Consider the following 12,339-nt stretch of genomic DNA (forward strand, 5'->3'; position numbering starts at 1 on the left):
CCGGTGCCTCGACGCGGCACCGGATTCTCCTTCCGGGCTAGAAGGCCGCTGTCCGGTCCTCGCTGCGTGGGTCGGTCACCTGGTGCTCGGTGTAGAGGCCCGACCGCGCCTCACGACGCCAGGGACGGCTGTAGGCCACCGCGTCGGCGGCGGCCTCCGAACTGTCGTCGAGGTTCACGACGGCCACCGACGGCGAGTCGTCCGTGGGACACCGCGCGAGCCAGTGGCCGTTGGGAGCGACGATCCCGGACGGCGCGATGGCGCTGTGCTGAGAGGGCACGGACAGGCTGACCCAGTAGCTGTTGACCGCGGCGTGGCCCTGGGCCTGGGCGGCGGTGTTGCCCGGGGTGCCGCTGGTCGAGAACAGGACGCAGTCGACGTCCAGCTCCTCGTACTCCGCGAACAGCTCCGGGTAGTGGATCTCCATGCCGAGCAGGCAGCCGAAGCGCACCCCGTCGACGTCGAAGGTCACCGGTGAGACGCCCGGCGAGTACATGTACGAGACCTTCGTCTTCGACAGCAGGCGCTCGTCGTAGCGCGTGACGACCTCGCCGCGATCGGAGATGACGTAGAGGCTGTTGTGCGGACGGTGCGGGCCCGTCAAGCGGTGCACCGAGGCGACCACCGTCCACAACCGCAGCTCACGGGCCAGCTCGGCGATCGCGGCCAACTCCGCCTGGAGTACCGGCCATTGGCACCGGTCCCAGTCCGCCGGGCCGACCTCGTCCGGGCCGTCGACGGACATGACGAACTTGTTGGGAAAGCAGATCGCGCCTTCCGGGAAGTGCACGATCCGCGCCCCCTGAGCACTGGCCTCGCGCATCAGCGCACGGACCTCACGCCCGCTCTCGCGCAGCGCTTCGACGTCTCGGGGGTCTTCGCGTACGGGGGTCTGCGCCACGGCGAGGCGCACGCTCCTGGGGTTCCTTGCTTCCGGCATGACGTCTCCTGATGGAGTCGGACGGAAGTGCCGGAGGGCGGTCGTGTAGGACTCGCCGGTCTTCGCTGCGCGGGCGCGCACCTGGCGCTTGAAGTTCCTACGGGCTGTCATCGCGGCCTTCCACGCCTTGAGCGACGGCTCCCCGGCAACCTCGCCCGAGGCGATCGGGCTGCGACAACGACCTGAGACACTGGTCCCTTCGCCTCCGCTGGGAGACCGTGCCGGGGACGGTCGTGGGAGGTTCGGCGTAGGCCACGCAGTCGGTCATCATGCCGTCGCGTGCGGGCTCCGTCAATATCCTTCAGTACGTCCAGCGCGCCGTCGGACGACCGGCCGCCGGCGAGAATCGACCACGGGGGCGGTATGAACGACGAGGACCTTCTGGCGGACCGTTTCGAGGAACACCGGGGCCGGCTGCGCGCGGTCGCCTACCGCATGCTCGGCTCGGTGCCAGAGGCGGAGGACGCCGTCCAGGAGACGTGGCTGAAGCTCAGCCGGACCGACGCGGACGACATCAGGAACCTCGGCGGCTGGCTGACCACGGTCGTCGGGCGGGTCTGCCTCGACCTGCTGCGCTCCCGTACGTCACGCCGCGAGGACCCGATGGACGAGGTCTTCACCGAGACCTTCGTCCCCGACCCCTTGCTCAGACCCCTCACGGAACTCGACCCGGAGGCGGAAGTACTCCACGCCGACTCGGTGGGCCTCGCCCTCCTCGTCGTCCTGGAGACCCTGGAACCCGCCGAACGGCTCGCGTTCGTCCTGCACGACATGTTCGCGGTGCCCTTCGACGACATCGCCCCGATCGTGGAACGCGGTTCGGCCGCGACCCGCCAACTGGCCAGCAGGGCCCGCCGCCGGGTCCAGGGCGCGAGCCCGTCGACGGATCCCGATCTCGCCCGTCAGCGCGAGATCGTCGAGGCCTTCCTCGCCGCCGCCCGCGAGGGCGACTTCGACGCCCTCGTCGCCCTCCTCCACCCGGACGTGGCCCTGCGCGCCGATTCCGGAGCCCTCGTACGAGGCGCGGCCGCGTCCAAGGCGATGCGCGGCGCACGTGCGGTCGCCGAACAGGCGCTCATGTTCGCCCCGTTCGCCCGCCATGCCCAACTCGCCCTGGTCAACGGCTCGGTGGGCGTCGTCAACGCTCCCGAGGGGCAGGTCCTTTCGGTCATGGGCGTCACCGTCGCCGACGGCCGGATCACCGAGATGTACATCCTGTCCGATCCGGATCGGCTGGCGCGCCTCGATGTGACCGGGTCAGTACGCTGAACGGCATGGAAGATCACATAGCGGCCCGCTCCGACCTCCGCGGCGACTGCGAGCGCTGCTTCGGGCTGTGCTGTGTGGCACTGCCCTTCGCCGTCTCGGCCGACTTCGCGCTCGACAAGGCCGCCGGGACGCCATGCCCGAATCTTCAGGGCGATCACCGCTGCGGAATCCATGCGAAGCTCCGGCCCAGTGGCTTCACCGGCTGCACGGTCTACGACTGCTTCGGCGCCGGGCAGCGGGTCTCGCAGGTCACCTTCGCCGGACAGGACTGGCGTACGGCTCCCCGGGAGCAGGCCCGGCGGATGTTCGACGTGTTTCCCGTCGTACGGCAGCTTCACGAACTGCTCTGGTACCTGACCGAGGCGCTCACCCTGCCCGCCGCCGACCCGGTCCACCCCGACCTGCGCCGGGCCCTCGGCCGTACCGAAGAACTCACACGCGGGACGCCCGAAGAGCTCGCCGCGCTGGACGTGGGCGCGCACCGGCAGGAGGTCAACGTGCTGCTGCTGCGGACCAGCGAGCTGGTGCGGGCCGGGGTGCGCGGCAAGAAGAAGGAGCGGCGGGGTGCCGACCTCATGGGCGCCCGGCTCAAGGGTGCCGATCTGAGCGGGGCCAATCTGCGGGGCGCCTACCTCATCGCCGCCGATCTCACCGGGGCGGACCTGCGCGGCGCGGATCTGATCGGTGCCGACATGCGGGACGCCGATCTCACGGACGCGGATCTGACCGGTGCTTTCTTCCTCACCCAGCCGCAGGTCAACGCGGCGCGGGGGAGCGCCGGGACCAGGCTGCCGGAGTCAGTCGTCCGCCCCGTGCACTGGACAGCGGGGCTCTGACCGCACCTCGTCGGGGACCGTGACCGGTGCGGGAGTCGCTGTCGCGGTGCGGCGGTCCAGGTGTAGGCGCAGGCCCTCCGGCATCAGCGTCAGGCGTTCGGTCACGCGCAGCTGGTACGTCGGGTCGGGGCGCAACTCGTAGCGGCGCAGCAGCAGACCCAGGACCAACGTCGCCTCGTGCAGGGCGAATTGGCGGCCGATGCACGCCCGCGCCCCCGTCCCGAACGGCTTGAAGGTGTGCGGGGCGCGGGAGCGTACGGCCTTGGCGTCGAAGCGGTCCGGGTCGAACTCCTCGGCGTCCGTACCCCACACCTCGGGGTCGCGGTGCAGCATCGGCGTGAGGATCAGCGCCCAAGCGCCCCGGCGCATCGGGTGGACCCCGGTCAGTTCGGTGTCCCGGGTGGCCTCGCGGGCGTACGCGGGGGCCGTCGGCCAGAGCCGCAGCGACTCGTCGAGGACCCGGCGGACGTAGCGCAGCTTGGCGACCTGCTCGTAGCCGGGGGTCTCGGTGTCGCCCCAGACCTGGTCCACCTCGGCGCGGGCGCGGGCGGCGATCTCCGGGTGGCGGGCGAGGTAGTGCAGGGCGAAGGACAGGGAGCCCGAGGTCGTCTCGTGGCCGGCGACGAGGAAGGTGATGACCTGGCGGCGGACGTTCTCGGGGGAGAGGCGTTCGCCGGTCTCCGGGTGGGCCGTGTCGAGCATCCGGTCCAGGAGGTCGCCGTCGCCGGTTCCGCTCGCCTCGCGGCGGGTCCGGACCATCTCGTCGACCGTGCGGTTGAGGTAGGCGATGTCCGCTTCGTTGCGGCGAGTTGCGGTGCGCAGCAGGAACGGGGCCAGTGGGGACGGTACGGAGTTGAGGCGTTGCGCGTAGCTGAGCGTGCCCACCATCGACGTCACGAAGGGGTGCGGGCGGTCGCGTTCGAAGGAACCGAAGTCGTGGCCGAAGCCGGTGCGCGAGATCGTCTCCAGGGTCAGCTTGGTCATGTCGCCGGGCACGTCCACCGAGCGTCCGGCGGTGAGTTCGCGGTCCCAGTGGTCGGTGAGGCGCTCGGCCACGGACAGCATCATCGGGTGGTAGCCGGCCATCGCCTCGCGGCTGAAGCCGGGGGCCAACACGTCATGTGCCAACTGCCAGTTGGGCTCGTGGTTGTACGCCGTGAACAGGCCGTCCCCGGCGACCGGCCGCAGGTTCGCGACCCCCAGGCCGACATGCTTGGCGAACCGTGACTCGTCCGCCATGTCGGCGACCAGGTCCGCGCCCCACACGAACACGAACTCCTTGCCGAACGCCTTCCGCCGGAAGATCGGGCCCAGTCGACGGGCGTAGCGGAGCGTGTCCTGGAGGGGGGTGCGGCGGTCGGCGCCCAGGACGTCACCGAGCAGCGGGACCCGGCGCGGGGGATGCGGGATGCGGTCGAGGTGGGGCCAGCCCTGCTCGGCGCCCCGGAATCCCTTCGGCAGCGCGGTCGGCGTCGCCGTCGTCGTCTCCGCCATGACGCGATCTCCCTTGATCCTGCGGCAGGTTGAGCCTGTTGTACGTCGGTTCAATAACGTGTTTCAGTGTGATCCCGTCGGCGAACCGACGTCAAGTAAAGTGCGGGAATGGCCGCGAACCAGGGAGGGCGCACGCGCCGTCGGCTCAGCACCGAGGAGCGTCGGGAGCAACTCCTCACGGTGGGCGCGCGGTTGTTCTCCGAGGATCCCTACGACGACGTGTGGATCGAGCAGGTCGCCGAGATCGCCGGGGTCTCCCGCGGGCTGCTCTACCACTACTTCCCGACCAAGCGGGACTTCTTCGCGGCCGTCGTCGAGCGCGAGAGCCAGCGGATGCTGCGGATGACGGCGGCCGTGCCGGGCGTACCGGCCCGCGAGCAGCTCGCCGTCGCCCTCGACACGTATCTGGAGTACGTGCACACCCACGCGCACGGCTACCGCGCCTTCCACCGCGCCGACGCGGCGGGGGACCAGACCGTACGGCGGGTCTATCAGCGGGCGTTGGCCGCGCAGGAGCGGCAGATCCTGGCCGCGCTCGCCGCGGATCCCGAGTTCGGGCCGGCCGTGGCCGAGCGGCCCGACGCGAAGCTCGCGGTGCGCGGGTGGCTGGCCTTCACCACCGCCGTCTGTCTGGAGTGGCTGCGGGGGCCGGAGTTGAGCCGCGAGCAGGTGCGTGATCTGTGTGCGCGGGCGCTGTTGGGCGTCATCTCGCCCTGAACTCGTCCTGGAGCCGCCCGGAACTCCTCCTGGACGACTTGGTGGAGAGATTGCGTGGCGTGGTTGGCGTGCGCCCCGATCTTCGGTAAGTTAGGCAAGGCTTACCTAAGGAGGTTCAGGGATGGGTGACAGCCAATCGTGGACGGCCGTGCCTGCCGCGGCCGAGCGGGCCCGCTCGGTGCTCGCCGCCGCATGGTCCTGCGCGGTGACCGCGGAGGGCGGTCGCGAGGAGTTCGTCGGTGCGCACAGCGTGGACGACGACGGCCGGGTACTCCTTCAAGTACCTGAGGACAGCGCCCTGTTGGCGGCGGCGATCTGCGCGCCCCGCGGAGAGCCGTCCGCCGTCCTGGAGTTCGCGGACGTCGCACCCGTCCCCGTGCGCAACCGTATCCGGGCCCGGCTGTGGATGGCCGGCTGGTTCGTCCCCGAGGACGACCAACTCGCCTTCCGCGCAACGCGCGTGGTGCTGCGCCCGGCGACCGGCGCGGTCGTCATCGACCTCGACGAGTTCGCCGCCGCCGAACCCGACCCGCTGGCCCTGGCCGAGGCCCAGCTGCTGACCCATCTCGCCGACTGCCACTCCGACGCGGTCGAGCGGCTCACCCGGCTCGTCGAACCCGACAGCCTGCACGGCGCGGTCCGCGTCCAGCCCCTCGCCGTGGACCGGCACGGACTGACGCTGCGCATCGAGCGGGCCCGTGCCCACGGCGACGTACGACTGCCGTTTCACGCGCCCGCCGACTCGGTCACCCACCTCACCGAGCGCATGCATGTGCTGCTCACCCAGGCCAGCGCCGCGTCCTGCCCGCGCCCTCTACAGCGGCAGCGCACAGACGGCGACCGGTGACGCGAACGGCTCGCCCGTGAGCGTGAGTTGACCCGTGCTGTCGTTCACGTGGAACACGCTGACCGTGCTCGACCTCTGGTTCGCGGTGAACAGCAGCGACCCGTCCGGCGAGAGAGCGATCTGCCGCGGGAAGTCGCCGGACACCGGCACCGTGCCGAGCAGCCTGAGCCGGGCGCCGTCCGCCTCGACGGCGTACCGGGCAAGGGTGTTGTCGCCCCGGTTGGCGAGAAAGGCGTACGCGCCGTTCGACGTCACCAGGATCTGCGCCGGGTAGTTGGTGGTGCCGCCCGTGCTGCCGCTGGACTGCGGGGCGCCGATCGAGAGGGCGCCCGTGGCCGGGTCGTAGGCACAGACCGCGATGGTGTCGTCGACCTCGTTGGCCAGATAGGCGTACCGGCCGCCGGGGTGGAACGTGAGGCTGCGCGGGCCCGCGCCCGCGCGGGTGTGCGCCTGCGAGACCTCGGCCAGCGTGCCCTTCGTGGTGTCCAGGCGGTAGGTGTAGACTGTGTCGGTGCCCAGGTCGACGGCGAGGACATGACCGCCGTCGGGACTCGTCACGAACTGGTGCGCGTGCGGGCCGTCCTGGCCCGGACCCGGCTGCGGACTGGAGTGCTTGGCCAGCGCGGTGCGCTCGCCGAGCGCGCCCGAGCTGTCGATCGGGTGCACGGCCACACTGCCCGACGTGTAGTTGGCGCTCAGCAGCCAGCGCCCGGTGGGGTGCACCGACAGATGGCAGGGGCCCGCCCCGCCGGTGCTCCGTGCGCCGAGGACCTTGCGGTCCGCCAGCCGTACGGCGGTCACCGCGCCGGCCGTCTGCTCGTCGACCGCGTACAGCGTGCGACCGTCGGGATGCACGGTGAGGTACGACGGGTCGGCGACCCCGGTCAGCGTGCCCGCGCCGGTGATCTGCCCGGTCGACGCGTCGTAGGTGGCCAGGCCGATGCCCGTGCCGCCGCCGTCGACCGAGGTGTACGTGCCGAGGTAGAGGGGGCGAGGACCGGAGTCCTTGCCCTTACTGCGGTGTGCGTCGGGTGCCGGTGCCTTCGCTGCCGACGATTCCGGCGCGGTCGTACGGGACGATTCGGGGTCCGCCGGTGCCGCGGCCGGTGCGGGGACCGCGACGACCGCCGCGGTTCCGCCCAGGGCGCCGATGAAACGGCGCCTGCTCCAGCCCTCGCGTGACGCCTCCGCACCACTCGTCATACCCACACCCTCAGGTCGTCGCTCGCCTCGGTCGTCACGGCAACCTTGGCGTGCGGGGCGGGTTCAGCGCAAGACCGGCAACGGGTGTTGCGGAGGATGCAATGAGTGGAGGGTGGGTGACGTACCCCGTCGACCGCCCGGTGAGCGGCCTACCAGTCGCCGTCCTCCACCGGCTTGCCCTGCGCGTCCTTGAGGGGCTGCACCTGGTCGGCCGCGGGCTCCTGCCAGGGCTCGTGGTCGTCGCCCAGCCAGTCGCCGACCGGCCGCACCGCGCCCAGGGCGTCGGTGGGGGCGAGATCCTCGGCGTCCTGGTCGTAGTAGTCGAACCAGGGGAGCCCCGCCCGGGTGTACGCGGCACGGTCCACCGGCGACGGCGGCGGGGCCTCGCCGGTGATGCGGCGCCACTCCGGGGGCGTAACCAGGTGCACGAAGACCCGCCCGGCGGGCTCCTCGGCCCAGGACTTCAGCGGGCGGTCGTCCTCGTAGACCTCCTGGCGCATCGAACCGCCGGCCCCGAGTCCCATGGCGGTGGCCCGGGGGCTCGGTGCCGGGGGAGCGCCGGGCGCGGACATCATCGGCATGGCGGGCATGCCGTAGCCCCCGGTCGGCAGGCTCGTCGCACGCGCGCGTGACTGCTGCGACCGGCGTCGCTCCGCCTCGCGCCATGTGGCCAACTCCCGTTCGCCGAGCGGGAAGGACTGGAGCTGGACACCGCCCCACACCTCCTCGCCGGTGACCTGCCCCTCGACGGTCGAGCCGAGACCGAGCGGGACCGCGACGAACTGGCGGACCGTGCCCTTGCCGGAGTTGATGCCGTCGAGCCACGGCTGGCGGGGCAGCACCACGTAGTTCTGCGGGTTCCGGGACAGCCGGTCGCTCCACGGCTCGCCCGACACCGCGCACACCTTGCCCACCCCGACCTGCAGCGCGGCCGGCTCCCGCGTGCCCGCGAAGCTCAGCCACATCGCCTCGCGCAGATACACCGGCAGCATCACCCCGCCCCGCGCCCGCCACTCCTCGGGCACGGTGTCCGGGAAGTCCGCGACCCGCCGGACCGGGAACTCGCCGAGCCCGGGCGGCAACGGATGCGTGCCCGTCTCCGGCAGCCGTAGCGTGCGGATGAACCGCACCGCCACCCCACCGGGCAGTCGCAAGGTGTTCCCGTCGATCCGTACGGTGCTGTCGGTCATGCGCCCGCCCCCCTCGTTCCACTGCGGGGGACCGGTCGGCCCGCCCCCAGGTGACTTCGTCACCTAGAACGATCGGCGCCCCCGCCCCGGTTCCTGCGCAGCCGGTCCGGCACGCCCACCCGCTCCCGCAGCCAGGTCAGCCATGGCATGCGCTTCCGCTGCTCACTGGTACACCGGTCGAGTTCCTCCAGCAGCCGGCGCGAACGGTGCTCGGTGTCCAGCTCGTCCAGCATGCGGTTGACCTCGGTCAGCATGGCACCGAGCAGCTGCCACTGGGCCGCGTCGCGCTGGACCTCCTCCAGGAGCAGCTGGGCCAGCTTGTCGCGGGTCGCGGCGGCCGTGTGCAGCTCGTTGGTGAGCCGTGACTCCGCGGACTCGGCGCTGACCGTCACATCGGTGGTCACCAGCACCGCGAAACTGACCACGGCGTCACCGATCTCGGACAGCAGTTGTTCTACGGCGGCCCCTGTCGGCGGTGCGAACAGCGGCTCGGGGTCGCGCTGTTTCGCCAGGTCGGTGAAGGTGCGCGCGAGGACACGGAGCACGACCGTGCAGATCTCCAGGGTGTCCAGGCCGGTCCGCAGCACGACCCGGTGCAGCAGCCCCTCCCGTACGCGCGGATTGAGCCGCAGACTGTCCTCGGCCTGCCGCAGCGCCGCGTCCACCTCGACGATGTCGTGGTCGAGCCGGCGCGCCTCGTGCAGCCGCGCGGTGGCGTGGTCGACGGGTGTGCGGCCCGCCGCCTCCTCGCCCATGCGCCGCATCAGCCGCCGTAGCCGACGCGCCAGTCCCTCGATCGACTCGCCGGCCTCGTCCACCCACACCGGGGGAGCGAGCAGCAGATTGCAGCCGAGTCCGACGACCGCGCCGATCAGTGTCTCGACGACCCGGGCCCAGGCCGTGTTCCCGACCGTGGTGACCCCGAGGACCAGCATCGCGCTGATCGCCACCTCGGGCACGTACTCGTCGACCTTCACCAGCCGCCCGACGACCAGCGCGGCGACGATCAGCAGGGCCAGGCTCCACCAGGTCAGACCGACCAGCAGGCTGAAGGCGATGGCGACGAGGACGCCCGCGACCACGGCGTTCACGCGGCGGATGCCGTTGGTGAGGGTGGCGTAGAGGGTGACCTGGACGACGAGGAGCGCGGTGAGGGGAGCGGTCAGCGGGGCGGGCTCGGGGCTCAGACGCAGTGCGACGACGTACGCGACCGTCGCCGCGGTCGCCGACCGCAGCGTCTGGACGACCACCGGGTCCCGGTGCCGCCCCACGAACCGCACCAGTGGCGCCGTCCACTCACGGACATCTCGCATCCTTGGCCTATTCCCTCTCACAGATGCGCCGAACGTTTCCCTTGCGGACAGTAGCTGTCCGCAAGGCCTCCTAGATTGTCATCACCGCACGGAACGAAGGGGAGGGGAACGTTCATGACGAACATCCAGGGCATCGAGGTACTGACCCGCTCGCACGACTACCTGCGCGAGGTGGTCGCCGCCGTACCTGAGACGGCCTGGACGGCGCCGACGCCGTGCACCGAGTGGACGGTACGGCAGGTCCTCAACCACGCGCGCATCGACCAGCAGGCCTACGGCCTCGTCCTCACCGGCGACCGGCCCGACTCCGATCCCTTCCACCCCGCGGACGCCCTGGACGGGGACCCGGTCACCGAACTCGACAAGGTGCTCCGCGCGGTGGCGGACGGCTACGCCCACCTGCCCGTCGACGCCGACCAGGTGCCGACGCCGCTGGGCCCGATGCCCCTCCCGCTCGCCGCGGCCACGGCCGCCATGGACGCGGCCGTGCACGCCTGGGACATCGCGGCGGCCACCGGCCAGAACCGGCCGCTGGGGGCGGCCCTGGCCGAGGGCATCTGGCCGGCCGCGGACCGGCTCGTCGACCAACTCCGGGATTCCTACCGGGTGTTCGCGCCCGCGTTGGCGGTGACGGACGAGTACGACCGGGCCGAGGCCCTCCTGGCCTTCCTCGGCCGCGACCCGCACTGGACACCCGCCGGTTCCTGAGGGACCCCCTCGATACGGAGGACCACCGCATGGTGCGACTTCACTCGGTCACGGCGGCCCGACTGCGCGATCGATAGCCCGCGATCTTCGCGAGGTTGCCGCAGCGGTCCATCGAGCACCAACGGCGGCGGCGGGCCTGGGAGTCGTCGAGGAACAGCAGTGAACACTCCGGGTTCTCGCACTCCTTGACCCGCTCCAGCAGCGGACTGCCCACCAGCAGCACGCCGTCCCGGGCCACCGTCGCCAGCGCCGCGCGCGCCGGATGCGCCGACTTCCAGCGCTGGTCGCCCAGTTGGGGCGCGAGATCCGGCCGCGCGGCGGCCTCGTTGACCCGCTCGACATCGGCCGCCGCCGGTTCCCGACCGGCCATCGCGTCCCGTACGGCACGGTAGAGCGCCTCGCGCAGAGTGCGCGCGTCCGTCAGCTCCCGGGCCGTGACCCGCACCGGTTCGGCACCCACCGACAGCTCGGCCTCCGTGATCCAGCCGGCCAGGGCCGCCGGGTCAGGAAGCCGCTCCACGGGCGTGCCGTGCCGTTTGCCGAGGGTCGCCACGAAGTTCAGGCACGGGCGTCCGCCGATGAACGGGAAGGCGAGCGGGAGGGTCATGACAGCGAGCTTACCTCGCGTACACCGGTTCATGCGGTGTACGCAAGGGGTGGCCGGCGGCGGGCCACGTGATGGCCGAAGGCACCCGGCGAGCCTTGACACCGGTTCGTACGGTGTCGCATGGTGACACCAGTTCAACTGGTGTCAGTCGGATCGGCCCGAGTTCGGTGGCCGTGACAGGGAGCAGGTGCGGTATGCGTGCGGTTCGGATCGACGAGTTCGGCGGGCCCGAGGTGCTGGTACCGGTCGAGGTGCCCGACCCCGTCGCGGGTCCCGGGCAGGTGCTGGTGCGGGTCGCCGCGGCGGGCGTGAACCGCGCGGACGCCCTGATCAGGTCCGGGAACTACCACCGGGCCGGGAAGCCGCCGCTGATCCCCGGAGTGGAGGGAGCCGGGACGGTCGCCGCACTGGGGGAGGGCGTCACCGGATTCACGGTCGGGCAACGGGTCGTGGCTCTCGACGGCGTGAACTCGCCAGGTTTCTACGCCGAGTTGGTGGCCGTCCCCGCCACCCAGGTCGCCGCCCTGCCCGACGGAATCGACCTCGCGCACGCGGCCGCCCTGCCCGTCGCCTGGCTGTCGGCCTGGTACTGCCTGCGGCACCTCGCCCACGTCACCAAGGAGGACACGGTGGTCGTGAAGGCCGCCGCGAGCGGGGTGGGCAGCGCGGCCGTACAGATCGCGGCCGAGACCGGCGCCCGGGTCATCGCCCTCGCCGGATCACCCGAAAAGGCGGCCTGGGCAGGGGAGTTCGGCGCCCACGCCACGCTCGACACGTCCTCCCACCCCGACGACGCGGAGGTCGACGAGGTGCTGCGGCTCACCGGCGGGCGGGGCGCGGACGTCATCCTCGACACCGTCGGCGGACCGGCCTTCGGGCGCAGCCTGCGCGAGATCGGGCACGGCGGCCGGGTCGTCGCCCTCGCCAATGTCGCTCTGGCGCCGAGCACCGTCGACACCCGCGACTTCTACCCGAAGAACGCGTCGATCCTCGGCTTCCAGCTCACCAACCTCCAGATCCACGGCGGCTACGACCCCCGCGCGGACCTGCGCGAACTCGCCGAGCGGGTGGCCGCGGGCACCTACCGGGTGCCGATCGAGACCGTCGTACCGCTCGCCGAGGCGCGTGCCGCCCACGAGCGGCTGGAGCGGCGGGACAACCGGGGGAAGATCGTGATCGCCGTAGGGCGGGAGTGATCTCGGGCGGGTGGCCGGG

General features: G+C 71.8%; 12 protein-coding genes. 6 read left to right on the plus strand and 6 right to left on the minus strand.

Annotated elements, in window-relative coordinates; all coding sequences use genetic code 11:
• Positions 1–37 precede the first annotated feature (37 nt).
• Positions 38–1,051, minus strand: coding sequence for a carbon-nitrogen hydrolase family protein (locus tag OG496_RS48615; RefSeq protein WP_405975464.1), 1,014 nt, complete (start codon positions 1,049–1,051; stop codon positions 38–40).
• 252 nt (positions 1,052–1,303) lie between these two features.
• On the opposite strand from OG496_RS48615, the gene sigJ reads away from it, so the two are divergent.
• Together sigJ and OG496_RS48625 are read left to right on the plus strand one after the other, a co-directional pair.
• Positions 1,304–2,209, plus strand: a complete 906-nt coding sequence (gene sigJ, locus OG496_RS48620; RefSeq protein WP_405975465.1) for an RNA polymerase sigma factor SigJ — start codon at positions 1,304–1,306, stop codon at positions 2,207–2,209.
• A 5-nt stretch (positions 2,210–2,214) separates the two neighbouring features.
• On the plus strand, positions 2,215–3,045 hold the full coding sequence (locus tag OG496_RS48625; RefSeq protein ID WP_405975466.1) for a pentapeptide repeat-containing protein: 831 nt from the start codon (positions 2,215–2,217) through the stop codon (positions 3,043–3,045).
• Here OG496_RS48625 and OG496_RS48630 read toward each other — a convergent pair.
• Positions 3,007–4,539, minus strand: coding sequence for a cytochrome P450 (locus OG496_RS48630; protein WP_405975467.1), 1,533 nt, complete (start codon positions 4,537–4,539; stop codon positions 3,007–3,009). The two genes, OG496_RS48625 and OG496_RS48630, sit on opposite strands and share 39 nt — an antisense overlap.
• A 108-nt stretch (positions 4,540–4,647) precedes the next feature.
• Between OG496_RS48630 and OG496_RS48635 the strand changes: the two genes are divergently transcribed.
• A complete protein-coding gene (locus OG496_RS48635) occupies positions 4,648–5,256 on the plus strand; it encodes a TetR/AcrR family transcriptional regulator (protein ID WP_366491658.1) in 609 nt (202 codons plus the stop codon).
• 121 nt (positions 5,257–5,377) lie between these two features.
• The gene (locus OG496_RS48640) at positions 5,378–6,103 is read left to right on the plus strand and encodes a DUF2470 domain-containing protein (RefSeq protein WP_366491657.1); all 726 of its coding nucleotides are present in this window, start codon (positions 5,378–5,380) and stop codon (positions 6,101–6,103) included.
• Here the strand turns inward: OG496_RS48640 and OG496_RS48645 are convergent.
• The 3 genes from OG496_RS48645 to OG496_RS48655 form a co-directional block, all read right to left on the minus strand.
• Complete coding sequence (locus tag OG496_RS48645; protein WP_405975468.1) at positions 6,071–7,306, minus strand: lactonase family protein; 1,236 nt, start codon at positions 7,304–7,306, stop codon at positions 6,071–6,073. The genes OG496_RS48640 and OG496_RS48645 overlap by 33 nt on opposite strands.
• Positions 7,307–7,455: 149 nt before the next feature.
• Positions 7,456–8,496 (minus strand): hypothetical protein, encoded by a 1,041-nt coding sequence (locus OG496_RS48650; RefSeq protein ID WP_405975469.1) that lies wholly within the window; start codon positions 8,494–8,496, stop codon positions 7,456–7,458.
• 59 nt (positions 8,497–8,555) lie between these two features.
• Positions 8,556–9,809: an FUSC family protein gene (locus OG496_RS48655; protein WP_405975470.1), complete on the minus strand. Its 1,254-nt coding sequence runs from the start codon at positions 9,807–9,809 to the stop codon at positions 8,556–8,558.
• 114 nt (positions 9,810–9,923) lie between these two features.
• Between OG496_RS48655 and OG496_RS48660 the strand changes: the two genes are divergently transcribed.
• Positions 9,924–10,517 carry a TIGR03086 family metal-binding protein gene (locus tag OG496_RS48660; RefSeq protein ID WP_405975471.1) on the plus strand — a complete coding sequence of 198 codons (594 nt, stop codon included), beginning with the start codon at positions 9,924–9,926 and terminating at the stop codon, positions 10,515–10,517.
• A gap of 40 nt (positions 10,518–10,557) precedes the next feature.
• Here the strand turns inward: OG496_RS48660 and OG496_RS48665 are convergent, their stop codons facing one another.
• A complete protein-coding gene (locus tag OG496_RS48665) occupies positions 10,558–11,124 on the minus strand; it encodes a CGNR zinc finger domain-containing protein (RefSeq protein WP_366491652.1) in 567 nt (188 codons plus the stop codon).
• Between the two features lie 194 nt (positions 11,125–11,318).
• On the opposite strand from OG496_RS48665, the gene OG496_RS48670 reads away from it, so the two are divergent.
• Positions 11,319–12,320, plus strand: a complete 1,002-nt coding sequence (locus OG496_RS48670) for a zinc-binding alcohol dehydrogenase family protein (RefSeq protein ID WP_405975472.1) — start codon at positions 11,319–11,321, stop codon at positions 12,318–12,320.
• Positions 12,321–12,339: the final 19 nt, after the last annotated feature.

Source organism: Streptomyces sp. NBC_00988 (assembly GCF_045162645.1).
Taxonomy (GTDB): domain Bacteria; phylum Actinomycetota; class Actinomycetes; order Streptomycetales; family Streptomycetaceae; genus Streptomyces.